The organism is Ruegeria sp. E8 (assembly GCF_056533985.1).
Genome location: NZ_JBQFOY010000020.1, coordinates 39,405 through 65,729, shown reverse-complemented (window position 1 = coordinate 65,729; position 26,325 = coordinate 39,405). Strand labels below are relative to the sequence as shown.

The following is a 26,325-nucleotide window of genomic DNA, read 5'->3' as shown; positions in this document are numbered from 1 at the left end:
AGACATAGATATGAATGATCCTATCGGCGATATGCTCACCCGTATCCGCAACGCGCAAATGCGCGGCAAATCCACCGTTTCCACTCCGGCTTCCAAGCTACGTGGTTGGGTTCTGGACGTGCTGGCGGACGAAGGTTACATCCGTGGCTATGAGGCGACGACCGGTGAAAACGGTCATCCGGCCATCGAAATCAGCCTGAAATACTACGAAGGCACCCCTGTCATTCGCGAACTGAAGCGGGTTTCCAAGCCCGGTCGCCGCGTTTACATGGGCGTCAATGACATCCCGCAGGTCCGTCAGGGTCTGGGCGTGTCGATTGTCAGCACTCCGAAAGGTGTGATGTCGGACGCAAACGCTCGCTCCAACAATGTTGGCGGCGAAGTGCTCTGCACCGTCTTCTAAGGAGGTCTGCAATGTCTCGTATTGGTAAAAAACCGGTCGAGCTGCCCAGCGGCGTTACCGCCACTGTGTCCGGCCAGACCATCGAAGTGAAAGGTCCGAAAGGCACCCGCAGCTTCACCGCCACTGACGACGTGACGCTGTCGGTTGAAGACAACGTGGTCAAGATCGACCCCCGCGGCATGTCCAAGCGTGCCCGCCAGCAGTGGGGCATGAGCCGCACAATGGTTGCCAACCTGGTAACCGGTGTGACGGCTGGCTTCAAAAAAGAGCTGGAGATCCAGGGTGTTGGTTACCGGGCTCAGATGCAGGGCAACACCCTGAAGCTGAACCTGGGTTACAGCCACGATGTTGATTTCACTGCTCCGGAAGGTGTCACCATCACCGCACCGAAGCAGACCGAGATCGTTGTGGAAGGTATCGACCAGCAGCAGGTGGGCGAAGTCGCGGCCAAAATCCGCGAATGGCGCCGTCCCGAGCCGTACAAAGGCAAGGGCATCCGCTATAAGGGCGAGTTCATCTTCCGCAAGGAAGGCAAGAAGAAGTAAGGACGCAAACAATGGCAAACAGCAAAAGAACCCTGTTTCTGAAGCGCCGCCTGCGCGTTCGGAACAAACTTCGCAAAGTCAACGCCGGCCGTGTACGCCTGTCGGTTCACCGTTCGAACAAGAACATCAGCGTTCAACTGATCGACGACGTTCGTGGCGTGACCCTGGCCTCGGCCTCGACCCTGGAAAAAGATCTGGGTGTTGTTGGCAAGAACAACGTCGAAGCGGCCACCAAAGTGGGCGCGGCCATCGCCGAGCGTGCCAAGAAGGCAGGCGTCGAAGAGGCCTATTTCGATCGTGGTGGCTTCCTGTTCCACGGCAAGGTGAAGGCAGTTGCCGACGCTGCGCGTGAAGGTGGTCTGAAGATCTAAGACCTGCGGGCGGATTTCGATCCGCCCCGATGATCCGGGGGCCCTGACGACAGTCGGGGCTCACTTGGATTGAAGAAAACGGCGCCGTATGCGCCACATGAGAAAAGGGATGCCAAATGGCAGAACGTGAAAACCGTCGGGGCCGTGGCCGCGACCGTGAAGAAGCACCGGAATTTGCCGATCGTCTGGTCGCAATCAACCGCGTGTCGAAAACCGTAAAAGGTGGTAAGCGCTTTGGCTTCGCCGCTCTGGTGGTTGTCGGCGATCAGAAAGGCCGCGTCGGCTTTGGCAAAGGTAAAGCGAAAGAAGTACCTGAAGCTATCCGTAAGGCGACTGAACAAGCCAAGCGTCAGATGATCCGCGTGCAACTGCGCGAAGGTCGTACTCTGCACCACGACATCGAAGGCCGTCACGGCGCCGGTAAAGTGGTTATGCGCACCGCACCTGAAGGTACTGGTATCATCGCCGGTGGTCCGATGCGTGCCGTGTTCGAAATGCTGGGCGTCAAGGACGTTGTGTCCAAGTCGCTGGGCTCGCAGAACCCGTACAACATGATCCGCGCCACCATCAACGGCCTGCAGAAAGAGCAGAGCCCGCGTTCGGTTGCCGCACGTCGTGGCAAAAAGGTTGCCGACATCCTGCCTAAGCGGGACGAAGCACCGGCTGCTGCTGAAGCAGAAGCGTAAGGAGAGCGAACCATGGCAAAAACCATCGTCGTCAAGCAGATCGGTTCCCCGATCCGCCGCCCCGCTGAACAGCGCGCAACCCTGATCGGTCTGGGCCTGAACAAGATGCACAAAACCCGTGAGCTGGAAGATACCCCTTCGGTTCGCGGCATGGTCAACAAGATCCCGCATCTGGTTGAGATCATCGAAGAGCGCGGCTAAGCGCAGAATCTTCGCAGATTTTGAAACGCCCCTGACTTTGTTCAGGGGCGTTTTTTCTTGCGTTTGACAGCACCTGAAGTATCATTTTGATCCATTTTATTTAATGAGTGAGAAAAGATGAAACTACTCCTATCCGCGCTTTGCGCGACAGCAATTGGTGTCACCGCACATGCCGCCTGCCCTAACAAGGCTCCAAAACTTTCCAAAAGCTATTTCTCCGAAGGCGACCAGAAAGTGAACGCGACCTGGCTGCAAAAGAACCTTGCGGGACGTAAAGTCGTATACACCGGCAAAGACACTGAAACGTATTTTGCGGACGGAACCTATTCCTACAAAAGGAAAGGCCAAACGTGGAAAGCAAATTCCTACAAATTCTACGACAACGGAATGCGTTGCATTGGGTATCAAGACCCGCGGTTTGATCTTTATGTCGTGAACAATGGCAAGCTGATTCTGGTAAATGAGCAAAAAGAACGATACGAGGGACAAATTAGGAAATAGCTGGTCCGTTCAGTACGTTTCGCAAAGCGCCGTCAAAAGGCTTCAACGCCGCCACGCGCCCTGGGTTTCAAAGTAGGTAAGCCACTACGACAGTTGCAGAGTGCTAGTGGCCCATACAAATATACTACCGAAAATCTCACACCATCCGCGGTGCGAGGGCATCAACCTTTGTCATTCCCCTCATGCATACCCGCTAGACCGAAACGTCCGTTGTTACCGATAACCGCCACACCTATCTCAACCTTGTCCAAACAAGGAACATACAAGGAAACGTCAGGGAATACGCCCTGATTTGAGAAAGGAAGAGAAAGATGGCAACTGCTGCACTGACACATACCGGCCTCGGATTTACCGCCCGGATTGCGAACATGATCGAACAGTTTAAAACTGCACGCGTTCGCGCCGCTGAATATCAGCGTACCTATCGCGAATTGCAAAGCCTGACCAATCGCGAGCTGGATGATATCGGCGTTCGCCGCTGTGATATCGCAGATATTGCGCGTGAACACGCATACTGCGCGTAACCCCTACCACTCACCGTTGAAGAGGCGCCAGACCGGCGCCTCTTTTGGTTTTGGGATGTGAATGAACAATGCTTGCATCCTGCGACGCAACGCTGTAACCCGCCCCGGTGGCATTGCGTCCACGAGAATCAAAACCAAGAAATGCCGTGTTTGGCCCATCACGCTTCGGGGGTCACATCCGGCTAAGGAGAAGCGAAATGAAACTGAACGAATTGCGCGACAATCCTGGCGCCAGCCCGAAACGCACTCGCGTTGGCCGTGGTCCGGGTTCCGGCAAAGGTAAAATGGGTGGCCGTGGTATCAAAGGCCAGAAATCCCGTTCGGGTGTGGCCATCAATGGCTATGAAGGCGGCCAGATGCCGCTGTACCAGCGTCTGCCCAAGCGTGGCTTCAACAAGCCGAACCGCAAGGAATTCGCCGTTATCAACCTGGGCCTGATCCAGAAATTCGTCGACGCCGGCAAGCTGGACGCCAAAGCTGCGATCACCGAGGACGCCTTGGTTGCCTCGGGTCTGGTGCGCCGCAAGCTGGACGGTATCCGTGTTCTGGCCAAAGGCGAAATCAGCGCAAAAGTGAACCTGGAAGTCACCGGTGCTTCGAAAGCTGCTGTTGAAGCGGTTGAGAAAGCGGGCGGCTCACTTACGGTCACAAAAGCTGCTGCGGCAGAGTAATCGCTTGTGAGCGGGCCAAGACCCGCTTACATAGACCTCAGAGTTTTCCAAGACGCCGTCCGAGCCGGAAAACGGTTCCGGGCGGCGTTTGCATAAGAGAGACCGATTTATGGTATCAGCAGCAGAACAAATGGCAGCCAATACAAGCTGGGCTGCTCTGGGCAAAGCCACCGATCTGCGCAACCGCATCCTGTTCACGCTGGGTTTGCTGATCGTCTATCGTCTGGGCACCTTCATTCCGGTGCCGGGGATCGACGGACAAGCATTGCGCGAATTCATGGAGCAGGCGGGGCAGGGCATCGGCGGCATGGTTTCGATGTTCACCGGCGGGGCGCTGGGGCGGATGGGTATTTTTGCCCTCGGCATCATGCCCTACATCTCGGCCTCGATCATCGTGCAGCTGCTGACATCCATGGTTCCCGCGCTCGAACAACTCAAGAAAGAGGGCGAGCAGGGACGCAAGAAGATCAACCAGTATACCCGTTTCGGCACCGTGGCGCTGGCCACCGTTCAGGCCTATGGTCTGGCCGTTTCGCTGGAATCGGGCGATCTGGCGACCGATCCGGGGCTGTATTTCCGCTTTTCGACCATGATTACGCTGGTTGGCGGCACCATGTTCCTGATGTGGCTGGGTGAACAGATCACCGCGCGTGGCATCGGTAACGGTATCTCGCTGATCATCTTCGTCGGCATCATTGCCGAGGTTCCGGCCGCGCTGGCACAGTTCTTTGCCAGCGGTCGCAGCGGTGCGATCAGCCCTGCCGTTATCGTAGGTGTCATCGTCATGGTCATCGCCGTGATTACCTTTGTGGTGTTCATGGAACGCGCTTTGCGCAAGATCCACATTCAATACCCGCGCCGTCAGGCCGGTATGAAGGTGTATGAAGGCGGTTCCAGCCATCTGCCGGTCAAAGTGAACCCGGCAGGTGTGATTCCGGCGATCTTTGCCAGCTCGCTGCTGCTGTTGCCGGTGACGATCTCGACCTTCTCGTCGGGGGCAACCAACGGTCCAATCATGTCGTGGCTGCTGGCCAACTTTGGTCCCGGTCAGCCGCTGTATCTGCTGTTTTTCGCGTCGATGATCGTGTTCTTCGCCTATTTCTACACGTTCAACGTGGCGTTCAAGCCGGACGATGTAGCCGACAACCTGAAAAAGCAGAACGGCTTTGTGCCCGGTATCCGCCCCGGCAAGAAGACATCCGAGTATCTGGAATACGTGGTCAACCGCGTGCTGGTTCTGGGTTCTGCGTATCTGGCGGCTGTCTGTCTGCTGCCAGAAATTCTGCGGGGCCAGTTTGCCATTCCGTTCTATTTCGGCGGCACGTCGGTTCTGATTATCGTCTCTGTGACCATGGACACGATCCAACAGGTTCAGAGCCATCTTCTGGCGCATCAATACGAAGGGCTGATTGAAAAGTCCCAACTGCGCGGCAAAGGTAAGAAACGCAGCAGGAAGGGACCCGCTCGTCGATGAATATTATTCTGTTGGGCCCCCCGGGGGCAGGCAAAGGGACGCAAGCGCGACATCTGGTGGAAACGCGCGGCATGGTGCAGCTGAGCACGGGCGACATGCTGCGTGAGGCCAAGGACAGCGGCACCGAAATGGGCAACCGCGTGGCCGAAGTGATGGCCAAGGGCGAGTTGGTCACCGACGAGATCGTCATCGGCCTGATCCGCGAAAAGCTGGAAGCTGGCGCCAAGGGCGGTTTCATTTTCGACGGTTTCCCGCGCACATTGGCCCAGGCCGACGCGCTGGGAGAGTTGCTGGACAGCACTGGCGAGACTTTGGATGCCGTCATCGCGATGGAAGTGAATGACGACGCTCTGGTCGCTCGGATCACGGCACGGTCGACCTGTGGTGGCTGCGGTGAGGTTTATAACGACATCACCAAACCGATCCCAGCGGATGGCAAATGCACCAACTGCGGTAAGGAGAACGACTTCAAACGTCGCGCAGACGATAATGAGGAAAGCCTCAAGACCCGTCTGATGGAGTACTACAAAAAGACCTCGATGCTGATCGGCTATTACCACGCCAAGGGCAACCTGTCCTGGGTCGATGGTTTGGGCGAGATTGATGAGGTGCAGGGTGCGATTGCCGGTGTGCTGGACGCCTGAGCAGATGCGCGTCTGAATATGGGCTTGACGGCAACGCCAAAAGCCCATATCGACCCCCATCCCTGAAAGGAATCAAGACCGCATGCGGGATTCGTCCCAAATGCCCCGACCACCTCGAATAATGCTGAACCCTCTGGCGGCACTGCCACGGTTAGGCGTTGTGAAAAAAGGTTCTGGAGTTACGGAACCGCAACGAAAAGGAAAGTGACACGTGGCACGTATTGCCGGCGTAAACATCCCGACTGCAAAGCGGGTACCAATCGCCCTCACATATATCACCGGTATCGGAAACACCTCGGCCAAAGCGATCTGCGAAGCCGTGGGCATTGAAGCGACCCGTCGCGTCAACGAACTGTCCGACGCCGAAGTTCTGAAAATCCGCGAATACATCGACGAAAACTTCACCGTTGAAGGTGACCTGCGTCGTGAAGTTCAGATGAACGTCAAGCGCCTGATGGACCTGGGCTGCTATCGCGGTCTGCGTCACCGCCGCAACCTGCCGGTTCGCGGTCAGCGCACCCACACCAACGCTCGTACCCGCAAAGGCCCCGCAAAGGCCATCGCTGGTAAGAAGAAATAAGGGAGGGTCTGACTGATGGCACGTGATAAGACTCGCGTTAAGCGCAAAGAGCGTAAGAACATCGCATCGGGCGTCGCCCATGTGAACTCGACCTTCAACAACACCAAGATCCTGATCTCGGACGTGCAGGGCAACGCCATCTCTTGGTCGTCTGCCGGTACCATGGGCTTCAAAGGGTCGCGGAAATCGACACCCTACGCCGCTCAGATGGCTGCAGAAGATGCAGGCAAAAAGGCGCAGGAACATGGCGTCAAGACGCTGGAAGTCGAAGTTCAGGGCCCCGGTTCGGGCCGTGAATCGGCTCTGCGCGCGCTGGCTGCAGTGGGCTTCAACATCACGTCGATCCGCGACGTGACCCCGATCGCTCACAACGGCTGCCGTCCGCCGAAGCGCCGCCGCGTCTAAGCGATTTTGAATTTGGCTGGGGCTGTGTTTTTGCACGGCCCCAGCACGTCATTTTAAACCTCGGGCGTCTGCACCTTGTTGGTCATGGGGCGCGGACAGGAATGGAGGGATTACATGATCCATAAGAATTGGGCAGAATTGATCAAGCCGACCCAGCTGGAAGGTAAGCCGGGCAACGATCCCGCGCGTCAGGCAACCCTGGTTGCCGAACCGCTGGAGCGTGGCTTTGGTCTGACTCTGGGCAACGCGCTGCGCCGCGTTCTGATGAGCTCGCTGCAAGGCGCGGCCATCACCAGCGTTCAGATCGACAACGTCCTGCACGAATTCTCGAGCGTCGCAGGCGTTCGTGAAGACGTCACCGACATCATCCTGAACCTCAAAGGCGTTGCCCTGCGCATGGAAGTCGAAGGCCCCAAGCGCCTGTCGATCAATGCCAAAGGCCCCGCAGTTGTCACCGCCGGTGACATCAGCGAGAGCGCCGGCATCGAGGTTCTGAACCGCGATCACGTCATCTGCCACCTGGACGATGGTGCCGACCTGTTCATGGAACTGACCGTCAACACCGGCAAAGGTTACGTCTCGGCTGAGAAGAACAAGCCGGAAGATGCACCTATCGGCCTGATCCCGATCGACGCGATCTATTCGCCGGTCAAAAAGGTTGCCTATGACGTTCAGCCGACCCGTGAGGGTCAGGTTCTGGATTATGACAAGCTGACCCTGAAGATCGAAACCGATGGTTCGATCACACCGGAAGACGCTCTGGCCTTTGCCGCTCGTATCCTGCAGGACCAGCTGTCGATCTTCGTCAACTTCGACGAACCGGAATCAGCTGGCCGTCAGGACGAAGACGATGGTCTGGAGTTCAACCCGCTGCTGCTGAAGAAAGTGGACGAGCTGGAACTGTCCGTCCGTTCGGCAAACTGCCTGAAGAACGACAACATCGTTTACATTGGCGATCTGATCCAGAAAACCGAAGCCGAGATGCTGCGCACCCCGAACTTCGGCCGCAAGTCGCTGAACGAGATCAAGGAAGTGCTGTCCGGCATGGGTCTGCACCTCGGCATGGATGTCGAGGATTGGCCGCCCGACAACATCGAAGATCTGGCGAAGAAATTCGAAGACGCGTTCTAAGCGCGTCTTCCCCAATGCCCGGGCTTCCGGGGACCATATGGGCACTTCCGCCCCAAGGAGAGCCGGTGACACGCATCGCCGGCCAGACAAAGCAAAACGCGAAAGAAGGAACTAGAAAATGCGTCACGCACGTGGTTACCGCCGCCTGAACCGTACTCATGAGCACCGCAAGGCGCTGTTTGCGAACATGGCTGGCTCGCTCATCGAGCATGAGCAAATCAAAACAACTCTGCCGAAGGCAAAAGAACTGCGCCCGATCATCGAAAAGCTGGTCACTTTGGGCAAGCGCGGCGACCTGCACGCACGCCGTCAGGCCGCAGCACAGCTGAAAGAAGACAAAGACGTCGCAAAGCTGTTCGAAGTTCTGGGCCCCCGCTACGCCGAGCGTCAGGGCGGTTATGTCCGTATCCTGAAAGCTGGCTTCCGCTATGGCGACATGGCTCCGATGGCGATCATCGAATTCGTTGATCGTGACGTCGACGCCAAAGGCGCGGCCGACAAAGCCCGTGTTGCCGCCGAAGAGGCAGCAGAAGAATAAGAAAGCTTGGCTTTCTAGTCTAAGAACCCCCGTGTCCCGGACGCGGGGGTTTTTCTTTTATGCCCATCTTTAGCATGTTGCTTGCTATAAACGTGTCGCATTCGGATCACTTGGCGGGGTTGCAATTGATGACCCCATGACGGTCACGCGTCACGCCAACGAGCGAGGAGGGCTGATGATGACACTTTCCAAGATACCGATCAAACTCACGGGCGCATCGGTCTGGACCGGTCGTGATATGCGGCAGCGGCAGGATGAATGGCTGGTGGATCTCAGCCACGAGGATATTGCCGATCTTGAGCACGCTGCGCGCCACTATCTCAACCTGGGTCGGGACATCGGCGAAATCACGCAAGCTGAATTTCCATTGCAACGGTTCGACCGCCATCTGGTTAACCTGCGCGACAAGTTGGTTGACGGGATCGGGTTCGAGGTTATCCGCGGCCTGCCGATTGAGACCTATTCCCAAGAAATGGCGGCCGCGATTTTTTGCGGGGTCGGCGCACATTTAGGATCGGCGCGGTCGCAGAATGCGCAAGGGCACATTCTGGGTCATGTTCGTGATATCGGTGCGGACGCGAATGACCCGAACACGCGGATTTACCAGACCCATGAGCGCCAGACCTTTCACACGGACAGTGCCGACATTGTAGGGTTGCTGTGTCTGCAAGACGCGAAAGAAGGCGGAGATTCACTGCTCGTCAGCGCCGAGGCGATCTACAACCGAATGAGGGAGGAGTGCCCAGATTTGCTCGAGCTTTTGTTCGACCCCATCGCAACGGACAGGCGTGGGGAAGTGCCGGACGGGATGCAGCCCTTCATGACCATTCCGCCGTTCAGCTGGCACGACGGCAAGCTGACGGTGTTTTATCAGCGGCAATATATCGACAGTGCGCAGCGGTTTCCCGAGGCGATGCGCCTGACACCCGATCACGTTGCCGCATTGGACAAATTTGATGCGTTGGCGAACGGCGCGGACCTCTATCTGACGATGCGGTTGCAACCCGGAGATATGCAGTTTGTTTATAATCACTCGCAGCTGCACGACCGGACGGGGTTTGTGGACTGGCCCGATCCGTCCGAGCGGCGGCATCTGTTCCGCCTGTGGCTGTCTCCGGACGGGGACCGGGAACTACCTGACGTATTCAAGCAGCGCTACGGATCGATTGAGGTGGGCAACAGGGGCGGGATCATCACCAAAGGGACCCGACTGCACGCACCCCTGGACTGAAAACAGCTCAGATCGCCCGCTTGCAATAGCGCGTCCATAGTCGCATATCCTACGAAGCTTTTGAGGTAGAGGTATCCATGCTTCGCGCGACACTTATCGCTTTAACCTGCGCATGCGCCACGATTGCGACGGCGGAAACACGTGTACCGCAGTCGCAGGCCGAGATTTCTCTGGGCTTTGCGCCGGTGGTGAAAAAGGCTGCGCCCGCAGTGGTGAACATTTACGCCAAGATCGTGCGGCAGGGGCGGGCCAGCCCGTTTTTCTCGGACCCGTTCTTTCAGGATTTCTTTGGCGGCGGCTTTGGCGCGCCGCAGCCACGGGTTCAGAACTCGCTGGGGTCCGGAGTTATCCTGTCCGATGATGGCTATGTCGTCTCCAACTATCACGTGGTTGGTTCTGCGACCGAGATCCGGGTCGTGACCACTGATCGCCGAGAGTTTTCTGCCACGGTCGTGCTGGGGCACGAGGAAAGCGATATCGCGATTTTGCGATTGGAGGAGGCAGAAGATTTGCCCTACCTGACCTTGCGGGATTCCGATCAGGTCGAGGTCGGAGAGCTGGCGCTGGCCATCGGCAACCCGTTTGGTGTGGGGCAAACGGTGTCTTCGGGCATTATCTCGGGTCTGGCGCGTACGGGTACGGCAACTGGCAGTGGGCGGGGGTATTTCATCCAGACGGACGCTGCGATCAACCCGGGCAATTCCGGTGGGGCGCTGATTGACGTGAACGGGGACCTGATCGGGATCAACACCTCCATTCTCACGCGCTCCGGCGGATCCAACGGTATCGGCTTTGCGATCCCGGCCAATCTGGTGGCTGAGTTTCTGAAACAGGCGCAGGAAGGCAACGACAGCTTTGTCAGCCCATGGGCCGGTATGGCCGGTCAGCATATGAGCGCGGATATCGCGGAATCACTCGGTCTGGTTATCCCGCTGGGTGTCGTGATCTCGGATTTGCACGAGCTTAGCCCGCTCCGCGAAGCGGGGCTCAAGGTGGGCGATGTCGTGACACATGTCGACGGGGACGAGGTAAACTCGCCCGCCGAGATGAAGTTCCGCATGTCTGTTGCTGGGGTTGGCGGGACGTCGGTTTTGACCCGATTGCGCGGAGAAAACAGCGATGAGGTCGAGGTTGCCTTGATCAAAGCGCCAGAAAAACCGGCGGCCGAAGAGACCACTCTGGATGACAACACGGTTCTGCCGGGCCTCGTTGTTTCGCGGGTCAACCCTGCGGTCATCAGCAAGCTGGGTCTGGTTTTGTCCCAGACAGGTGTCGTTGTGGTTGATCCCGGCCCTTATGGCGCGCGGGCCGGATTGCGGCCCAGCGATGTCATTGAGACGATCAACTCGGTCGACATCCAGCGCCCTAGCGACGTCGAGCGTGCAATGACCAACCCGGGCCGCCGCGTTCAGATGGGCATTCAGCGCGGTGGACGTTCCATCTCTTTGCGGTTCCGGCTGTAAATCGTGAGTGATCTGTTCGATACCGGTTCGACTGAACCCGCCGCTGTCCCACACCGCCCGCTGGCCGACCGATTGCGGCCACAGTCGCTGGGCGACGTTATCGGGCAGGAACAGGTGCTGGGCCCCGAGGCACCGTTGGGCGTGATGCTGGCGGCTGGCAGCCTGTCCAGCCTGATTTTCTGGGGCCCGCCCGGTGTTGGAAAGACGACGATCGCGCGGCTGTTGGCGCAGGAAACCGATCTGCACTTTGTTCAGATCAGCGCGATTTTCACCGGTGTTCCCGATCTGAAGAAAGTCTTCGAGGCCGCAAAAATTCGCCGCCAGAACGGGCAGGGGACATTGTTGTTCGTTGACGAGATCCACCGATTCAACAAGGCGCAGCAAGACGGGTTTCTTCCTCATATGGAAGACGGCACTATCCTGCTGGTGGGCGCCACAACCGAAAACCCGTCATTTGAGTTGAACGCCGCTGTGCTGAGCCGGTCGCAGGTTTTGGTGTTGGAACGACTCAGCCTCGCCGACCTTGAACGCCTGACGCAGCGTGCCGAGAAAGAGCTGGACCGCGCACTGCCTTTGACCCCCGCTGCACGCGATGCGTTGCAGGAAATGGCGGATGGTGATGGCCGGGCGTTGCTGAACCTGATCGAACAGGTCGCAGCCTGGAAGGTGGATGGGCCATTGGACCCGGATGCTCTGTCGACGCGCCTGATGCGGCGGGCAGCGAAGTATGACAAATCGGGCGATGAGCATTACAACCTGATCTCGGCCCTGCATAAATCGGTGCGCGGGTCTGACCCGGATGCGGCGCTGTACTGGTTCGCACGCATGCTGACCGGAGGTGAAGACCCGCGCTATTTGGCGCGCAGGATCACGCGGATGGCGGTTGAGGATATCGGTCTGGCAGACCCGCAGGCACAGGCGATCTGTCTGCAGTCCTGGGAGACGTATGAGCGGCTAGGGTCCCCCGAAGGAGAGTTGGCGCTGGCTCAGGCGCTGGTTTATCTGGCCTTGGCCCCGAAATCCAACGGGGCGTATGTCGGCTACAAGGCGGCGATGCGGCTGGCCAAGCAATCGGGCAGCGAGCCGCCGCCCAAACATATCCTGAACGCGCCCACATCTCTGATGAAGGATCAGGGGTATGGTGCAGGTTATGCCTATGACCACGATGCCGAGGATGGGTTTTCCGGTCAGAACTACTTCCCCGAGACAATGAAACGCCCGGTTCTGTACCAGCCGGTTGAACGCGGATTCGAGCGTGAGCTGAAAAAGCGCCTCGATTACTTCGCCAAGCTGCGGGCACAGCGCAACAGCTCGTGACGCAGGGTCAGTTCTGGACATGCCGCCGCGTCACAGGCGACAGGTTTGGATTTGAACGCTTCCCTCGGGTCAAGATCTGCTAGGGAGGACAGGAAATGCCGGTTTCAATTGAAAAGACCCGGGACGTCTGGACCATCATCCACGACAGACAAGATGCACGGAATGCCGTTGATACGGACCATGCAGAGGCATTGGTCGAGGCGTTCCAGAGTTTTGGGTCAAGTTCAGCCAAAGCTGCGGTGTTCTGGGGCAAAGGTGGCAATTTCTGCGCGGGGTGGGATCTGAAACTTGCCGCCTCACTGGCTGATCCGGATCTGCGTGAGGCGTATTTCGACAAGCATGCCTTCCCAATCGGTTCAGCCACCTCGACACTTGGGCCGTTGGGCCCGTCCCGGCTGGAGCTTTCGAAGCCGGTCATCGGCGCGATTGAGGGCGCAGCCGTGGCCGGAGGTATGGAGCTTGCCCTTTGGTGCGACATCCGTGTGATGGCGGAAACCGCATACATGGGTGTTTATTGCCGCCGCTGGGGGATCACCCTGATGGATAGCGGTTCGGTTCGTCTGCCGCGTCTGGTGGGGCAGGGCAAGGCGCTGGAGATCGCCCTTACCGGTCGAAAGGTCGAGGCCGAGGAATGTTATCGGATCGGGCTGGCGGAAAAGGTCGTCCCGCATGGCCAGGCGCGTGCCGCAGCGGAAGACATGGCCCGGGAAATCGCCCGTTTTCCGCAAGAGGCCGTTCGCGCCGACCGCCGATCGATTATCGAAACGCGTGGAATGCCGGTTCGCGAAGCGCTCAAGGTTGAATGGGCCAACGGGTTGGAATCGATCCGTCGCGAAGGAACCTCGGGCGCGGGTCGATTCCGGGATGGGGCGGGGCGGCACGGAGACTTCTCGAACATCTGAACACAAAGGCCTGACACCTTGACTCTTGCCGCGTTGCGCGCGACAGACGCCCATGATTTCTGGGACACGGACAAAGACGCAATCCGGGCGGATCAGCCGCGCGGCGCAAGGGGCAATGGCATGAGTGGCGTACAGATGATTACAGTCGCTGAAGGGGACGGTGACCAGCGTGTGGACCGCTGGCTGCGTCGCCTGTTCCCGCATGTCAGCCAGGGCCGTATTGAAAAGATGTGCCGCAAGGGTGAATTGCGCGTGGATGGTGGCCGTGCCAAAGCCTCGACCCGGTTAGAGGTCGGGCAGGTTGTTCGGGTGCCCCCATTGCCGGACGCAGATCACAAACCGGCTGAAGTCAAACATCGTATCTCGGATGCGGATGCCAAGATGATCCAGTCCTGCGTGATCTACCGCGACGATCACATCCTGGCCCTGAACAAGCCGCATGGCCTGCCGGTGCAGGGGGGCAGCGGGCAGACCCGGCATGTCGACAGCCTGTCCGAAGCGCTGCGGTTTGGCTATGACGAAAACCCACGCCTCGTGCATCGCTTGGACAAGGACACATCCGGAGTTCTGCTGCTGGCCCGCACGCGTGACGCCGCCAAGGGTTTGACCGCCGCTTTCCGTCACCGCGATACGCGCAAAATCTACTGGGCATTGGTGGCCGGTGTTCCGACGCCTTACCTGGGTGAGATCAAGACCGGCCTTGTCAAAGCCCCCGGTCATGGCAAGCACGGCGAGGGTGAAAAGATGATCCCCGTGCACATGAACGAGATCGACAGCACGCCCGGTGCGAAACGCGCGCACACGCACTATGCGACCCTTTACCGAGTAGCGGGCCGCGCCGCCTGGGTCGCGATGGAGCCGATCACCGGACGTACCCACCAATTGCGGGCTCACATGGCTGCAATCGGCCATCCGATCATCGGAGATGGAAAGTATGGTGGTTCGGGTCAGGAGAACCTTGGCGATGGCTGGGGTGCGCAACTGGGCGGGATCATCAGCAAGAAGCTGCATCTGCACGCGCGACGTCTGTCATTCCTTCATCCAACGACGCGCAAGCCAGTGACGGTGTCTGCGCCGCTGCCTGAACACATGAAACAAAGTTGGGACACCTTTGGCTGGACCGAAGATCTGGCTGCCGACGACCCGTTTGAGGAACTGCAATGAGCGCACCCTTGTGTTTGGTCCTGTTTGATGTCGACGGTACCCTGGTCGACAGTCAGGGCAGCATCGTGCACTCGATGACAACCAGCTTTCAGGCGGCTTCGGTGCCTGTGCCGACGCGTGAGGCGATCCTGTCCATCGTTGGCTTGTCCCTGCCGCACGCCATAGCGCGGCTGGCGCCGGACCAAGCGTCCTCGGTTCAGAACGATCTGGTTGAGGGGTACAAAGAGGCATATCACGCGCATCGCCTTGATTTGGGGGCGGCCAGTTCTCCGCTCTATCCCGGTGCAAGAGAAGCGATTGAAGCACTGCACGCCGTGCCCGAGGTACTTCTTGGGGTGGCCACCGGCAAATCACAGCGCGGGTTGGATGCGCTGATCGAAGCGCACGGGTTGGAGACGTATTTCGTGACCCGGCAGGTTGCGGATCACCACCCCTCAAAGCCGCATCCATCCATGGTGCAAACGGCGTTGGCGGAAACCGGTGTTGATCCGGACTGCGCGGTGATGATCGGCGATACAAGTTATGACATGGACATGGCAGCGGCTGCCGGGGTGCGCGGTATTGGCGTGACCTGGGGGTATCATGACCGGTCGGCGCTGACCTCGGCCACGTGTGTAATCGAAACCTTTGACCAGCTGCCCAATGCGCTGGCCGGGATATGGAATTGAATCATGAGCGACTGGAAACCGAAACGCTTCTGGAAAGACAGCACGGTTGCAGAGGCTGAGGGCGGGTTTACGGTTGAACTGGACGGTCGCCGGGTCAAAACGCCCGCCAAGGCGGGGTTGATCCTGCCGACCCGTCCCATGGCCGAAGAAGTCGCGGCGGAATGGGATGCTCAGGAAAAAGTGGTTGACCCCTCGACGATGCCGTTCACCCGCTCGGCTAATGCAGCGATTGACAAGGTTCGCATTCAACACGGTGAAGTTGCCGACATGCTCGCAGATTACGGCGACTCTGATCTGCTGTGTTATCGGGCAACTCATCCGCAGGAATTGCAGGATCGGCAGAGCGCTGAATGGGACCCGGTGTTGGATTGGGCGGAGGTGACGCTTTCTGCCCGGCTGCTGCCTGTCGCGGGGGTCTTGCACCAACCTCAGTCGGGTATGGCGCTGGAGACGTTGCGAACACAGGTTCATGCGCTGGATGCGTTTCAGCTTGCGGCCTTCCACGACCTTGTCAGCCTGTCGGGGTCCTTGATTCTCGGGTTTGCGGCTGCCTTGGATTGGCGCAATCCGGACGAAATATGGCGCATTTCAAGACTGGACGAAACTTGGCAGATTGAACAATGGGGCCACGACGACGAAGCCCACGCAGTCGCCGAGACAAAGAAGGCGGCGTTTTTGCATGCCAAGCGCTTTTTTGACCTATCGACTTGAGCCTTCCTGAGCTGAATTTTGGGTGTAAACGTAAAAACCTACCGGGTTGACCCATCGTTTTAGGTTATCCAACCCTTGACGTTTGTTTATGATTGCGCCCAAACTCATGCCCACTAAAGGGGAGACACCTTTGGGGTAACCTTTCCGGCATCCACTTGCCGGACAGAGCCGTTCCATACGGGACGGAAAATCAGGAAGAGGTAAAAATGAAAAAATCCGTAATCTTGGGCGCGGCAACAGTTGCCGGCCTGGCCGCAGGCGCAGCCGTGGCAGGTACTGTAGACGACGTAAAGGCGCGCGGTATACTGAACTGCGGTGTGACCACTGGTCTGGTCGGCTTCGCCGCACCCGATGCAAATGGTGAGTGGAAAGGCTTTGACGTTTCGCTGTGCCGTGCTGTTGCAGCAGCTGTTCTGGGCGATGCGAACGCGGTTGAGTTCGTTCCCACCACCGGCAAAACCCGCTTTACCGCGCTAGCGTCGGGCGAGATCGATATGCTGGCCCGTAACACCACCTGGACCTTCAGCCGCGATGTCGACCTGAAATTCGAGTTTGTGGGCATCAACTACTACGACGGTCAGGGCTTTCTGGCCCCTAAGGCACTGGGCGTAAGCTCGGCCAAGGAACTGGACGGCGCAACAGTTTGTGTTCAGACCGGCACCACGACCGAATTGAACCTGGCGGATTTCTTCCGCTCGAACAACATCAGCTATGAGCCGGTTCCGGTCGAAACCAACGCGGAAGGCCAGCAGCAGTATCTGGCTGGCGCATGTGACGTTTACACCACTGACGCATCAGGCCTGGCAGCAACCCGCGCCACGTTCGAAAACTCCGGTGATCACGTAATTCTTCCCGAAATTATCTCGAAAGAGCCGCTGGGCCCGTTGGTCCGTCACGGTGATCACGAGTGGGGCGACGTTGTCCGCTGGACTCTGAACGCGCTGATCTCGGCGGAAGAACTTGGCGTCACCTCGGCCAACCTGGAAGAGATGGCAGGTAATCCCGAGGCAAACCCGGAAATCAAACGTCTGCTGGGCGTAGAAGGCACTCTGGGTGAGATGCTGGGACTGGACGCCGATTGGGCCGCTCGAGCCATCGCGGCTGACGGCAACTATGGAGAAGTATTTGCCAAGAACATCGGCGAGGAAACTCCAATTGGTCTGGCACGCGGCCTGAACGGTCAGTGGACTGAAGGTGGTCTACTGTACTCGCCGCCGTTCCGCTAAGGCATAGATGGATGAGGGCGCAAGGAAACTTGCGCCCTCTTCTTTAATAAACTGCTGCGGGCAGATGCAGAGCGGGGACAACCTCGCCGAAGTAAAGTAGCCCGCAAGCTACGGGGATCCCAAAATATGTCGACTATGACTGACCCACCGAAAGCTGATTTTCGGTTGTCGATGCTCATAAACGATACCCGCTATCGCTCTCTTACGTTTCAGGTGATCGCGGCCATCGTTATTGCGCTATCCATCTGGTATCTTGGCAACAACCTGATCCAGAACCTCCGGGCCGCAGGCCTGAACATTTCCTACTCGTTTCTGAGCGATCCCGCTGGGTACGACATCAACCAGCGTCTGATCGAATATGACAGCCAGTCCTCACACGGGCGTGCCGCTGTCGTAGGTATTCTCAACACGCTTCTTGTCGCCTTTCTGGCCTGTATTACGGCCACTGTATTTGGTGTGATTGCAGGCGTTCTGAGGCTTTCGAACAACTGGCTCGTGTCGAAACTGATGGCCGTATATGTCGAGATCTTCCGGAACATTCCGGTTCTGATCTGGATCATCATCATCTTCACCATCATGACCGCAGTACTGCCGGGGCCGCGTGCGTTCCGCGGGGAAAACGCGACATCGAGCATGCTGTTTGATGCCTTTGCGTTCACGAACCGTGGTGTCTATATCCCACGCCCCGAGTTCGCACATGGCCTGTTCAGCGTCACATTGCTCAATTGGCTTGTGGTAATCGCAGGTTTGATCGGATCGTGGTTTGTCGCGCGTGAAATCGACAAGCGGGCAACGCACAAGCAAGAAGTAACCGGCATTCGCCCAAAAACCCTGATGCCGAAACTGGCCGTTTGGTTTGGTCCGTTTGTTGTGTTGATGCTGGTGATGGGCCTGACCTGGGACATCCCGGAACTGAAGGGCTTTAACTTCAGCGGAGGCATCAAAGTCGGTGGTCCTCTGATCGCACTGTGGTTCGCGTTGTCGATTTATACCGGTGCGTTCATTGCAGAAAACGTCCGCGCCGGTATTCAGGCAATCTCGAAAGGTCAAACCGAGGCCGCCGCGGCGTTGGGGCTGCGTCCGGGTCGCGTCATGAACCTCGTGGTTTTGCCTCAGGCGCTGCGGGTGATCATCCCGCCGCTGATCTCGCAATATCTGAACATCACCAAGAACTCGTCACTGGCGATTGCCGTGGGTTATGCGGACATCACTGCGACCCTGGGTGGTATTACGCTGAACCAGACTGGACGCGCGATCGAATGCGTTCTGTTGCTGATGCTGTTCTACCTGACCGCGTCGCTGCTGATTTCGATGGGGATGAACATCTACAACGCATCCGTCAAGTTGAAGGAGCGCTGAGCCATGGCCGATCAAACAACCAATCCGATCGCTTTCGTGGCCGAAGGGACAATCCCGCCGTCGCCACCACCGGCCAACCAAACCGGTTTGGTGAAGTGGCTGCGTGAGAATCTGTTTTCCGGTGTGACAAACACCGTCCTGACGGTTCTGTCGCTGGTCCTGATTTACCTTCTGCTGAAAAACACGTTGCCGTGGATTCTGAACGGGGTTTGGAATGCAAACTCGCTGGCGGAATGCCGTGAGATCCTGGCGGGCAAGACAGGGGCGTGTTTCGCGGTCCTGACCGAACGCTGGCCGCAGCTGATCTATGGGTTCAAATATCCCGCTGATGCCTACTGGCGTCCGAACCTGGCGTTTGTGCTGATGCTGGTTGCCATTGCTCCGGTTCTGTTCTTCGATCTGCCGCGCAAGCTGCTGATCTTTACCGGTCTTTACCCGTTTATTGCCTTCTGGCTGATCTGGGGTGGCACAATCCTTACGCCACTGGTGGCTCTGGTCGGTTGTGTGGCTGCGGGTGCCGTATTCCAGAAACTGGGCAAGAACAGCTTTGCCGCCGGGTTTTTCGGGGCCATCGTCGTTGCACTGATCGTGTGGAACGTTGGTGCGGCTCTGATCCCCGAAGGTGCGTCGGAAAACGCCTGGCTTTCGGCTGTTCCCAGCCGGGACCTTGGTGGCTTCATGCTGAACATGATGCTGGGCGTGACCTGTGTGTCGCTGTCGGTGCCGCTGGGCATTGCCTTGGCGCTGGGCCGTCAGTCAGACATGCCGCTGATCAAGTGGGTCTGCGTCATCTTCATCGAATTCATCCGTGGCGTGCCTCTGATCACGCTGCTGTTCGTGGCTTCGGTGATGCTGGCCTATTTCTTCCCGCCTGACAGCACGGTCGACCTGTTCCTGCGCGTTGTGATCATGATCACCATGTTCTCTGCCGCCTATATCGCCGAGGTGATCCGCGGCGGTCTGGCAGCGCTTCCGCGCGGGCAGTATGAGGCAGCAGATAGCCTTGGTTTGGATTACCCGCAGGCGATGCGTCTGATCATTCTGCCGCAGGCTCTGAAGATCTCAATCCCTGGTATCGTGAACGTGGCCGTTGGCCTGTTCAAGGATACCACGCTGGTTTCGGTCATCTCGATGTTCGATCTGGTGGGCATGATCCGGGGTCCAATTCTGGCGTCGACCGAATGGAACGGCGTCTATTGGGAGCTTCTGGGCTTTGCCGCGCTTCTGTTCTTCGTCGTCTGTTACGGCATCTCTCAATATTCTCAGTGGCTCGAGCGTCGCCTTGCCACAGATCATCGTTAAGGAGTTCAACACATGTCTGAACTTGCAATTGACCGCGAAATCGACCGCTCCAAGATGCAGGTGAGCGACGAAGTCGCCATCGAAATCAATGGAATGAACAAGTGGTACGGATCGTTCCACGTGCTGCGCGATATCAATCTGACCGTCAATCAGGGCGAGCGGATTGTTATCGCAGGCCCGTCGGGCTCGGGTAAGTCCACCCTGATCCGTTGCCTGAACGCGCTGGAGGAACACCAGCAGGGCAAGATCGTCGTGGACGGGATCGAGTTGTCCAATGACCTGAAAAACATCGACAAGATCCGGTCTGAGGTTGGCATGGTGTTCCAGCACTTCAACCTGTTCCCACACCTGACCATTCTGGAAAACTGCACGCTGGCTCCGATTTGGGTGCGCAAGACGCCCAAGAAAGAGGCAGAAGAGCGTGCGATGCATTTCCTGGAAAAGGTGAAGATCCCGGAGCAGGCTGACAAGTATCCGGGTATGCTCTCTGGTGGTCAGCAGCAGCGTGTGGCGATTGCCCGCTCGCTCTGCATGATGCCGCGGATCATGTTGTTCGATGAACCGACCTCGGCGCTTGACCCGGAAATGATCAAAGAGGTGCTCGACACCATGATCGAACTGGCCGAGGAAGGCATGACCATGCTGTGCGTGACCCACGAGATGGGCTTTGCCCGTCAGGTCGCCAACCGCGTGATCTTTATGGATGCCGGTCAGATCGTGGAACAGAACGAACCGGAAGAGTTCTTCAACAACCCGCAGAGCGAGCGGACCAAGCTGTTCCTCAGCCAGATTCTGGGTCATTGATCCCTGCTCAATTAAAGAAAAGGCGGGGTAATGCCCCGCCTTTTTCTATTCGATCAACTCACGCGGGATGGTGAACCCCAGCACTGTGCCGGATTGCCATTGGACCTCGGCCCAATTGTCTATGTCAAAAGTCATGACTGTTGTGGCACAGGTCGGATAGTCGAAAAAACGCATGTGGTCCGGGGGCTGCTGCACAAGGCGGTTGGCGAAATCGGCGATTCCGGGATTGTGGCCCAGCATCAACACAGTTAGTTCCGTGGCTCCGGAAAGCTCTCGCAACATGTCTTCTGAATCAGCGTGGTAGAGCGTTCTGTGAAAACGAACCTTTTCGGCCTGAAAGCCCATCCGGTCCCAGGTTTCGCGGGTGCGGGTTGAAGTCGAGCATAGCACTTCATCGGGCAGCCAGCCGTTTTCCCGCAACCACCCAGCAATAGCGGGGGCTGATCTGCGTCCACGCTTGTTCAGCGGACGTTCATGATCGCCCAGCTCTGGATGATCCCAGCTGGATTTCGCGTGGCGCGTCAGGATCAGTGTACGGGTCATGACGGGTGAAAGGCCCTCATATGATGGGCCGACTGTTCGGGATCGCGCCGCGCGCCTGCGCTGAGCGGGCAGGCGAGGCGGGCCAAACATCCACCTGTCATGCAGGTCTGACCTTCTGGTGTGTTTAGGTGATCGCGGCAAGCGGCGATGTTATAGAATTCCTGCGCATTCAGCGCCCCGACCGGGCAGGTCGTTGTGCAAGGCGCGGCGCAGGTTTCACAAGGTGACACGCCGGAGTTTTCGGGGATGGCGAATTCTCCTGCAAAGTGCAATGCGCCGCGATACGAAATCATCATGCCAACGGTGTCATGCACCAGCGCGCCAACCGGGCTGCTGAACGTACGCCCTGATTTGAGCGCCCAGTCAATGAATGGCGTGTACGGGGGACCCCCAAATGGGAAATAGGCCCGAGCGCCGAGCGTTAGCGCCATCTTGCTGACCACCCGTGTCGACCATCTGTCTACCGGGTCGGGCTCTTGCCATTCCGGCGATGCTTTCAGGATGGGCCAGAAATCCGCGCCGGCCCCTAACAGGATCAGTGTCCCAGTCTCGAGCTGCTTGGTTGCAGCACGACGTGGATGCAGCGCGCCCATGACGATCAATCCCGCCCGACGGGCTGCGTCCTCAACCTGTTCGTATCTCGCAACACTGGGATCAGAGGAAGGTCGTGCAAGATGTGTCATGTCTCCTCCTCTCGTGCGGGGTTCAGTCTGGTCGTATCAGCGACCCAGCCCCGTGTTCCGTGAACAGCTCCAACAGCACAGCATTCGGTGCGCGCCCGTCAAGTATGACAACAGCACGTACGCCACTGTGCAAGGCATCCAGCGCGGTTTCGGTTTTGGGGATCATGCCGCCGGCAATGGTACCTTCGCGGGTCATCTCCCTGATCTGGCCCGCCTTCAGTTCGGTCACGACGTCGCCCGCCGCGTTCTTGACACCCGAGACGTCGGTCAGCAGCAACAGACGGTCAGCTTTGAGCGCCGAGGCAATGGCCCCGGCGGCTGTATCACCGTTGACGTTGAATGTCTCACCGTCTCGGCCCGCACCTAGCGGAGCGATCACCGGGATCACGTCATGTGAGAACAGGTCATGCAAGATCTTAGGGTTCATGTCAGAGGGGGTGCCAACAAAGCCCAACGATGCATCTGTCTGGTCGCAGACCATCAGGTTCGCATCCTTGCCAGACAGGCCCACTGCAGAGCCGCCCTGATCGTTGATCGCCTGAACGATGCGCTTGTTGACGAGCCCGGATAGAACCATCTCGACCACTTCGACAGTCGCCTTGTCGGTCACACGCTTGCCGTTCACGAAGTCGGACTGGATATCAAGCTTGCCCAGCATCGCATTGATCATCGGGCCGCCGCCATGCACAACCACAGGGTTCACACCCACCTGGCGCATTAGAACCACGTCACGGGCAAAGCTCTCCATCGCTTCGTCGCTGCCCATGGCGTGCCCGCCCAGCTTGATAACGACGATAGCCCCGTCATAGCGCTGCAGATAAGGCAATGCACTGTTGAGTGTGGCTGCGGTGGCGATCCAGTCCCGGTTCATATCTCGTGTCTTCATGGCTATAGTCCCTCTGGAAAACCGTGTTAGGACCTTTGCACGGCGCTGCCAAGGGCGAAGCTATTCCAGATGCGCAATGATGGACCGTAGGGTCGCGATTCCGTCGCCCTTTTCGGATGAGGTCAGCACGATTTCCGGGAATGCCGCGGGATGTTTGGACAGGGCCGCACGGGTCTGTTCCAGCACCTTCTCACGGTCCTTGGTCTTTACCTTATCTGCCTTGGTCAAAACGCACTGAAAGGTCACGGCACTGGTATCCAGAAGCTTCATGATTTCGGCATCGACCGGTTTCACGCCGTGTCGCGAGTCGATCAGGACAAAGGCACGGCGCAAGGTCTGGCGACCGCTGAGGTATTGTTTCAGCAGCTTCTGCCATTTCTCGACCACTTTCACCGGGGCGTTTGCATAGCCATAGCCCGGCAGGTCCACGAGATATAGCTCGGGGCCTTGGGTGAAAAAGTTGATCTCTTGCGTGCGACCGGGGGTGTTGGAGGCGCGAGCCAGGCCTTTCGTGCCGGTCAAAGCGTTGATCAGGCTGGATTTGCCAACATTCGAGCGCCCGGCGAAGCAAACTTCAAGCCGGTCAGGGGCAGGTAGGCCGTTCATTGCGACAACGCCTTTGACAAACTCGGACGGGCCCGCAAACAGCTTGCGTCCGCGTTCCTTGGCGAATTCGTCCGGCTCTTCGGTCAGTGGGAAGGGAAGCGTTGTCATAGCACCTGCACCTCATCGTTCAGTCGGATCTCACCGCCTTGTAGAACTTCAGCATAGACGCCGAAATCCTGATGGTCCCAGCTGCTCAGAGCGCGCAAGGTGTCCGCGTCCCGTTCGCCGGTTTCGGGGTTGGCGGTGGTAGCCATACAGCGCGTGATACGTTCGCGCACTCTAAACACGGCTTCACCAACGCGAACGTCACGACCCAGCCAGTCAAACTCCTCCCACAAAGGCAGACCTTCGAACCAGATATTCCCGCGCCATCTGACGGTGGACAGTTTCTGGTCCAGTTTCTGTTCGACCGCGCGGTGCGAAGCCATGTTGCACAGGCTGACCGACGGAAAGTCACTGTCGGTCATGCCCCGCCCCGGCACCCGGACAATCCGGGCCGATGCGGCGCGGTCTGCGGGCATAAGCGGCTTCACCCAATCCAGAAAGACGTCTTGCTCGGTGTCGGGCTGAAAACTCAGATCCGCTCGTTCGGGGTGGCGCAAGGTCACTCTGTCCCCCAGCATCTCTGCCGAGATTGCCGCCAGTTTGGGTGCTTTTGCCGCACGGCTGAAGTTCGAACAGGGGGCCCAGTCCGAACCATCGGTTTTCGCCGCTTCATGAGCAACCGCCCAAACGCGATCCCCGGGCATGGTCTGCCCGGGGATGACTGTGACTTGGGTCAGGGCTTCACGCCCATGGCTTTTGATCGGGTGGCGCCAAAGGCCTGAGACCGTTCCGCTCATTTGTTGTCCGTCTTTGGCGTCCGCTTGAAGCCGGATTTGATGTTGCCGAATACATCAGGCTTGTAGCCCTGGCTGCGCATGATCAGATATTGCTGCGTGAACGTGATCGTGTTGTTCGCGATCCAGTACACGACCAGACCACTGGCGAATCCGCCCAGCATGAACATGAAGACCCATGGCATCCAGGCGAAGATCATCGCCTGCGTAGCATCGGTTGGTGCCGGGTTCAGCTTCTGCTGTAACCACATCGAGATACCCAAAAGCAGTGGCAGAATGCCGATGAAGATCAACGCCATCAGGCTTTCGGGTGCAGGTGCGGCCCAGGGCAGCAAGCCAAAAAAGTTGAAGATCGAGGTCGGATCCGGCGCACTCAGGTCCTGGAACGGGCCGAACCATGGGGCCTGACGCAGTTCGATGGTGACGAAGATCACTTTGTACAGCGAGAAGAAGATCGGAATCTGCAGCAGGATCGGCAGACAGCCCGCGGCGGGGTTCACCTTTTCCTTCTTGTACAGTTCCATCATGCCCTGCTGCATCTTCTGGCGGTCGTCGCCTGCGGCCTCTTTCAAGGCTTCCATTTGCGGCTGCAACTCCTTCATCTTCGCCATAGAGACGTAGGATTTGAACGCCAGCGGGAATAGGATTGCCTTGATGATCAGCGTCAGGCCGATAATAGACCAGCCCATGTTGCCGATCAGTGCGTTGATGTTGTGCAGAAGCCAGAAGATCGGTTTGGTCAGGAAGTAAAACCAACCCCAGTCGATGCTGTCGATGAATTTCTGAACGCCTTCGGCTTGATACTCACGAATGGTTTCCCATTCCTTGGCACCGGCGAACAGCTGGGTTGTGACCTCTTCCGCAGTGCCGGGCGCGACTGTCAGGGTCGGCAGAACGGTTTCTGTCTGGTAGATTTTGCGACGCGCGTCGTATTTGGCAGCGGCTTTGAAAGCGGCACCTTCTGCCGGGATCAGGGTGGTCATCCAATAGTGATCGGTGAAGCCGATCCAGCCGCCTTCCTTGACCTGAAAGACCTCTGCCTGCGCACGTTCGTTGGGGTCAATGTCGAAGTCGCGTACATCGCCATAGTCGATTTCGTCCAGAACGCCATCGGCCATGACCATCACACCTTCATGAAGAATGAAAAAGTTCTTCAGATCCGGCAGATCGCCATCTTCGCCGATGCCATGTCGCGCCAGAATGCCGTAAGGGGCCATTCCAACCTCGGTTTCGGTGGCGTTCTCGACCGATTGGGTCACGGTGAACATATAATTCTCGTCCACAGCGATGGTGCGGCGGAAGGTCAGGCCGTTGCCGTTGTCCCAGGCCAGCGTCACCGGCGTGTCAACACTCAGGGTTTCGCCCTGCTCAAGCGTCCAGAGGGTGTTGGGGCCGGGAACATCCGAGCCCGATACGCCTGCGCCGGGGGCCCAGCCATAGAGGGCGTAATAGGCGGATTCGCTTCCGACCGGTGACAGAAGCTCGACGATCGGAGAATCCTCGGCCAGCGAAACCTTGTAGTCTTTCAGCGACAGCTCATCAATTCGGCCACCAGCAAGCGACAGGCTGCCGGTCAGACGGGGCGTGTCGATGTTGACGCGGGGTGCTTCGGCTTCGGGCTCAGCTTCGGTGGCGGCTGTGGTTGTTTCACCGACTGTGCCGGTGTCAGCGGCGCTGGGCGTCTGAACCTCGTTGCCTTCGACGCTGGCAATTTCAGCCTGCTCTGTGGTCGGTGTTGGTTCCGGAGGCGGAAACAGCACGAACCAGACCAGGATCACGAGAAAGCTGAGCGCGGTTGCGAGGATGAGATTCTTATTCTGATCGTCCATCTGGGACAGCCACCTTGAGCAGTGAAAGACACCCGCTGGGTTCAACAGAGTGCAGGCCCAAAGGTCAAGTGGAATCGCTCGTCATTTCATCACGGATTGGTCTTCTGCGGCGCTTAAT

Annotated in this window: 31 protein-coding genes; 25 read left to right on the top strand and 6 right to left on the bottom strand. The window is 58.1% G+C overall.

Features of this window, described 5'->3' with window-relative positions; genetic code table 11:
• The first annotated feature begins 10 nt into the window (after positions 1-10).
• The 25 genes from rpsH (at position 11) to ACR0LF_RS19770 (ending at position 20,821) form a co-directional block, all read left to right on the top strand.
• Entirely contained in the window at positions 11-403 is a 393-nt protein-coding gene (rpsH, locus tag ACR0LF_RS19890) for a 30S ribosomal protein S8 (protein WP_010437099.1), read from the top strand.
• An 11-nt stretch (positions 404-414) separates the two neighbouring features.
• A complete protein-coding gene (gene rplF / locus ACR0LF_RS19885) occupies positions 415-948 on the top strand; it encodes a 50S ribosomal protein L6 (RefSeq protein WP_480582980.1) in 534 nt (177 codons plus the stop codon).
• Positions 949-959: 11 nt separating this feature from the next.
• Positions 960-1,319, top strand: coding sequence for a 50S ribosomal protein L18 (gene rplR, locus ACR0LF_RS19880; RefSeq protein WP_039523386.1), 360 nt, complete (start codon positions 960-962; stop codon positions 1,317-1,319).
• A 116-nt stretch (positions 1,320-1,435) separates the two neighbouring features.
• Positions 1,436-2,005: a 30S ribosomal protein S5 gene (rpsE, locus tag ACR0LF_RS19875; RefSeq protein WP_155148691.1), complete on the top strand. Its 570-nt coding sequence runs from the start codon at positions 1,436-1,438 to the stop codon at positions 2,003-2,005.
• 12 nt (positions 2,006-2,017) lie between these two features.
• Positions 2,018-2,206: a 50S ribosomal protein L30 gene (rpmD, locus tag ACR0LF_RS19870; RefSeq protein WP_008757946.1), complete on the top strand. Its 189-nt coding sequence runs from the start codon at positions 2,018-2,020 to the stop codon at positions 2,204-2,206.
• A gap of 117 nt (positions 2,207-2,323) precedes the next feature.
• Positions 2,324-2,707 (top strand): hypothetical protein, encoded by a 384-nt coding sequence (locus ACR0LF_RS19865; RefSeq protein ID WP_480582977.1) that lies wholly within the window; start codon positions 2,324-2,326, stop codon positions 2,705-2,707.
• A 311-nt stretch (positions 2,708-3,018) separates the two neighbouring features.
• A complete protein-coding gene (locus ACR0LF_RS19860; protein ID WP_480582974.1) occupies positions 3,019-3,231 on the top strand; it encodes a DUF1127 domain-containing protein in 213 nt (70 codons plus the stop codon).
• A 197-nt stretch (positions 3,232-3,428) separates the two neighbouring features.
• Positions 3,429-3,902 carry a 50S ribosomal protein L15 gene (rplO, locus tag ACR0LF_RS19855; protein ID WP_170328765.1) on the top strand — a complete coding sequence of 158 codons (474 nt, stop codon included), beginning with the start codon at positions 3,429-3,431 and terminating at the stop codon, positions 3,900-3,902.
• Between the two features lie 109 nt (positions 3,903-4,011).
• Positions 4,012-5,376, top strand: a complete 1,365-nt coding sequence (gene secY / locus ACR0LF_RS19850) for a preprotein translocase subunit SecY (protein ID WP_480582971.1) — start codon at positions 4,012-4,014, stop codon at positions 5,374-5,376.
• Entirely contained in the window at positions 5,373-6,020 is a 648-nt protein-coding gene (locus ACR0LF_RS19845) for an adenylate kinase (protein ID WP_480582968.1), read from the top strand. Before secY ends, ACR0LF_RS19845 begins: the two co-directional genes overlap by 4 nt.
• A 211-nt stretch (positions 6,021-6,231) precedes the next feature.
• Positions 6,232-6,600 carry a 30S ribosomal protein S13 gene (gene rpsM, locus ACR0LF_RS19840; RefSeq protein ID WP_170332212.1) on the top strand — a complete coding sequence of 123 codons (369 nt, stop codon included), beginning with the start codon at positions 6,232-6,234 and terminating at the stop codon, positions 6,598-6,600.
• Between the two features lie 15 nt (positions 6,601-6,615).
• Positions 6,616-7,005: a 30S ribosomal protein S11 gene (rpsK, locus tag ACR0LF_RS19835; RefSeq protein WP_008757289.1), complete on the top strand. Its 390-nt coding sequence runs from the start codon at positions 6,616-6,618 to the stop codon at positions 7,003-7,005.
• A gap of 114 nt (positions 7,006-7,119) precedes the next feature.
• On the top strand, positions 7,120-8,136 hold the full coding sequence (locus ACR0LF_RS19830; protein WP_480582965.1) for a DNA-directed RNA polymerase subunit alpha: 1,017 nt from the start codon (positions 7,120-7,122) through the stop codon (positions 8,134-8,136).
• A gap of 118 nt (positions 8,137-8,254) precedes the next feature.
• Entirely contained in the window at positions 8,255-8,674 is a 420-nt protein-coding gene (gene rplQ, locus ACR0LF_RS19825; protein WP_170334079.1) for a 50S ribosomal protein L17, read from the top strand.
• Between the two features lie 178 nt (positions 8,675-8,852).
• Positions 8,853-9,905 (top strand): TauD/TfdA family dioxygenase, encoded by a 1,053-nt coding sequence (locus ACR0LF_RS19820; protein WP_480582962.1) that lies wholly within the window; start codon positions 8,853-8,855, stop codon positions 9,903-9,905.
• 77 nt (positions 9,906-9,982) lie between these two features.
• Positions 9,983-11,368, top strand: a complete 1,386-nt coding sequence (locus ACR0LF_RS19815; protein ID WP_480582959.1) for a trypsin-like peptidase domain-containing protein — start codon at positions 9,983-9,985, stop codon at positions 11,366-11,368.
• Between the two features lie 3 nt (positions 11,369-11,371).
• Complete coding sequence (locus ACR0LF_RS19810) at positions 11,372-12,685, top strand: replication-associated recombination protein A (protein WP_480582956.1); 1,314 nt, start codon at positions 11,372-11,374, stop codon at positions 12,683-12,685.
• 95 nt (positions 12,686-12,780) lie between these two features.
• A complete protein-coding gene (locus ACR0LF_RS19805) occupies positions 12,781-13,587 on the top strand; it encodes a crotonase/enoyl-CoA hydratase family protein (protein ID WP_480582953.1) in 807 nt (268 codons plus the stop codon).
• Between the two features lie 120 nt (positions 13,588-13,707).
• A complete protein-coding gene (locus tag ACR0LF_RS19800) occupies positions 13,708-14,751 on the top strand; it encodes an RluA family pseudouridine synthase (RefSeq protein WP_480583012.1) in 1,044 nt (347 codons plus the stop codon).
• A complete protein-coding gene (locus tag ACR0LF_RS19795) occupies positions 14,748-15,419 on the top strand; it encodes an HAD-IA family hydrolase (RefSeq protein WP_480582950.1) in 672 nt (223 codons plus the stop codon). Before ACR0LF_RS19800 ends, ACR0LF_RS19795 begins: the two co-directional genes overlap by 4 nt.
• Positions 15,420-15,422: 3 nt before the next feature.
• Entirely contained in the window at positions 15,423-16,130 is a 708-nt protein-coding gene (locus tag ACR0LF_RS19790) for an ATP12 family chaperone protein (protein ID WP_480582948.1), read from the top strand.
• Between the two features lie 206 nt (positions 16,131-16,336).
• Positions 16,337-17,356, top strand: a complete 1,020-nt coding sequence (locus ACR0LF_RS19785; RefSeq protein WP_480582945.1) for an amino acid ABC transporter substrate-binding protein — start codon at positions 16,337-16,339, stop codon at positions 17,354-17,356.
• 126 nt (positions 17,357-17,482) lie between these two features.
• Positions 17,483-18,715, top strand: coding sequence for an amino acid ABC transporter permease (locus ACR0LF_RS19780; protein ID WP_480582942.1), 1,233 nt, complete (start codon positions 17,483-17,485; stop codon positions 18,713-18,715).
• Between the two features lie 3 nt (positions 18,716-18,718).
• Positions 18,719-20,017 (top strand): amino acid ABC transporter permease, encoded by a 1,299-nt coding sequence (locus ACR0LF_RS19775; RefSeq protein ID WP_480582940.1) that lies wholly within the window; start codon positions 18,719-18,721, stop codon positions 20,015-20,017.
• Between the two features lie 12 nt (positions 20,018-20,029).
• Entirely contained in the window at positions 20,030-20,821 is a 792-nt protein-coding gene (locus ACR0LF_RS19770) for an amino acid ABC transporter ATP-binding protein (protein ID WP_480582937.1), read from the top strand.
• A gap of 45 nt (positions 20,822-20,866) precedes the next feature.
• Here ACR0LF_RS19770 and ACR0LF_RS19765 read toward each other — a convergent pair whose 3' ends face one another.
• From ACR0LF_RS19765 to yidC, 6 genes are read right to left on the bottom strand one after another with little or no spacing between them, the layout of a single operon-like run.
• Positions 20,867-21,364 carry a SixA phosphatase family protein gene (locus ACR0LF_RS19765; protein WP_480582934.1) on the bottom strand — a complete coding sequence of 166 codons (498 nt, stop codon included), beginning with the start codon at positions 21,362-21,364 and terminating at the stop codon, positions 20,867-20,869.
• Complete coding sequence (locus tag ACR0LF_RS19760) at positions 21,361-22,047, bottom strand: ferredoxin (RefSeq protein WP_480582931.1); 687 nt, start codon at positions 22,045-22,047, stop codon at positions 21,361-21,363. Before ACR0LF_RS19760 ends, ACR0LF_RS19765 begins: the two co-directional genes overlap by 4 nt.
• Positions 22,048-22,069: 22 nt before the next feature.
• Positions 22,070-22,933 carry an acetylglutamate kinase gene (gene argB, locus ACR0LF_RS19755; RefSeq protein WP_480582928.1) on the bottom strand — a complete coding sequence of 288 codons (864 nt, stop codon included), beginning with the start codon at positions 22,931-22,933 and terminating at the stop codon, positions 22,070-22,072.
• Between the two features lie 60 nt (positions 22,934-22,993).
• Positions 22,994-23,647, bottom strand: coding sequence for a ribosome biogenesis GTP-binding protein YihA/YsxC (yihA, locus tag ACR0LF_RS19750; protein WP_480582926.1), 654 nt, complete (start codon positions 23,645-23,647; stop codon positions 22,994-22,996).
• On the bottom strand, positions 23,644-24,381 hold the full coding sequence (locus ACR0LF_RS19745) for an MOSC domain-containing protein (protein ID WP_480582923.1): 738 nt from the start codon (positions 24,379-24,381) through the stop codon (positions 23,644-23,646). The genes yihA and ACR0LF_RS19745 overlap by 4 nt, the downstream gene beginning before the upstream one ends.
• Entirely contained in the window at positions 24,378-26,207 is a 1,830-nt protein-coding gene (gene yidC, locus ACR0LF_RS19740) for a membrane protein insertase YidC (protein WP_480582920.1), read from the bottom strand. The genes ACR0LF_RS19745 and yidC overlap by 4 nt, the downstream gene beginning before the upstream one ends.
• Positions 26,208-26,325 lie beyond the last annotated feature (118 nt).

Bases quoted from the DNA above. Each gene is read 5' to 3' on its own strand.
- rpsH (WP_010437099.1), top strand. From the start codon at position 11: ATGAATGATCCTATCGGCGATATGCTCACCCGTATCCGCAACGCGCAA.
- rplF (WP_480582980.1), top strand. From the start codon at position 415: ATGTCTCGTATTGGTAAAAAACCGGTCGAGCTGCCCAGCGGCGTTACC.
- rplR (WP_039523386.1), top strand. From the start codon at position 960: ATGGCAAACAGCAAAAGAACCCTGTTTCTGAAGCGCCGCCTGCGCGTT.
- rpsE (WP_155148691.1), top strand. From the start codon at position 1,436: ATGGCAGAACGTGAAAACCGTCGGGGCCGTGGCCGCGACCGTGAAGAA.
- rpmD (WP_008757946.1), top strand. From the start codon at position 2,018: ATGGCAAAAACCATCGTCGTCAAGCAGATCGGTTCCCCGATCCGCCGC.
- ACR0LF_RS19865 (WP_480582977.1), top strand. From the start codon at position 2,324: ATGAAACTACTCCTATCCGCGCTTTGCGCGACAGCAATTGGTGTCACC.
- ACR0LF_RS19860 (WP_480582974.1), top strand. From the start codon at position 3,019: ATGGCAACTGCTGCACTGACACATACCGGCCTCGGATTTACCGCCCGG.
- rplO (WP_170328765.1), top strand. From the start codon at position 3,429: ATGAAACTGAACGAATTGCGCGACAATCCTGGCGCCAGCCCGAAACGC.
- secY (WP_480582971.1), top strand. From the start codon at position 4,012: ATGGTATCAGCAGCAGAACAAATGGCAGCCAATACAAGCTGGGCTGCT.
- ACR0LF_RS19845 (WP_480582968.1), top strand. From the start codon at position 5,373: ATGAATATTATTCTGTTGGGCCCCCCGGGGGCAGGCAAAGGGACGCAA.
- rpsK (WP_008757289.1), top strand. From the start codon at position 6,616: ATGGCACGTGATAAGACTCGCGTTAAGCGCAAAGAGCGTAAGAACATC.
- ACR0LF_RS19830 (WP_480582965.1), top strand. From the start codon at position 7,120: ATGATCCATAAGAATTGGGCAGAATTGATCAAGCCGACCCAGCTGGAA.
- rplQ (WP_170334079.1), top strand. From the start codon at position 8,255: ATGCGTCACGCACGTGGTTACCGCCGCCTGAACCGTACTCATGAGCAC.
- ACR0LF_RS19820 (WP_480582962.1), top strand. From the start codon at position 8,853: ATGACACTTTCCAAGATACCGATCAAACTCACGGGCGCATCGGTCTGG.
- ACR0LF_RS19815 (WP_480582959.1), top strand. From the start codon at position 9,983: ATGCTTCGCGCGACACTTATCGCTTTAACCTGCGCATGCGCCACGATT.
- ACR0LF_RS19805 (WP_480582953.1), top strand. From the start codon at position 12,781: ATGCCGGTTTCAATTGAAAAGACCCGGGACGTCTGGACCATCATCCAC.
- ACR0LF_RS19800 (WP_480583012.1), top strand. From the start codon at position 13,708: ATGAGTGGCGTACAGATGATTACAGTCGCTGAAGGGGACGGTGACCAG.
- ACR0LF_RS19795 (WP_480582950.1), top strand. From the start codon at position 14,748: ATGAGCGCACCCTTGTGTTTGGTCCTGTTTGATGTCGACGGTACCCTG.
- ACR0LF_RS19790 (WP_480582948.1), top strand. From the start codon at position 15,423: ATGAGCGACTGGAAACCGAAACGCTTCTGGAAAGACAGCACGGTTGCA.
- ACR0LF_RS19785 (WP_480582945.1), top strand. From the start codon at position 16,337: ATGAAAAAATCCGTAATCTTGGGCGCGGCAACAGTTGCCGGCCTGGCC.
- ACR0LF_RS19780 (WP_480582942.1), top strand. From the start codon at position 17,483: ATGTCGACTATGACTGACCCACCGAAAGCTGATTTTCGGTTGTCGATG.
- ACR0LF_RS19775 (WP_480582940.1), top strand. From the start codon at position 18,719: ATGGCCGATCAAACAACCAATCCGATCGCTTTCGTGGCCGAAGGGACA.
- ACR0LF_RS19770 (WP_480582937.1), top strand. From the start codon at position 20,030: ATGTCTGAACTTGCAATTGACCGCGAAATCGACCGCTCCAAGATGCAG.
- ACR0LF_RS19765 (WP_480582934.1), bottom strand. From the start codon at position 21,364: ATGACCCGTACACTGATCCTGACGCGCCACGCGAAATCCAGCTGGGAT.
- ACR0LF_RS19760 (WP_480582931.1), bottom strand. From the start codon at position 22,047: ATGACACATCTTGCACGACCTTCCTCTGATCCCAGTGTTGCGAGATAC.
- argB (WP_480582928.1), bottom strand. From the start codon at position 22,933: ATGAAGACACGAGATATGAACCGGGACTGGATCGCCACCGCAGCCACA.
- yihA (WP_480582926.1), bottom strand. From the start codon at position 23,647: ATGACAACGCTTCCCTTCCCACTGACCGAAGAGCCGGACGAATTCGCC.
- ACR0LF_RS19745 (WP_480582923.1), bottom strand. From the start codon at position 24,381: ATGAGCGGAACGGTCTCAGGCCTTTGGCGCCACCCGATCAAAAGCCAT.
- yidC (WP_480582920.1), bottom strand. From the start codon at position 26,207: ATGGACGATCAGAATAAGAATCTCATCCTCGCAACCGCGCTCAGCTTT.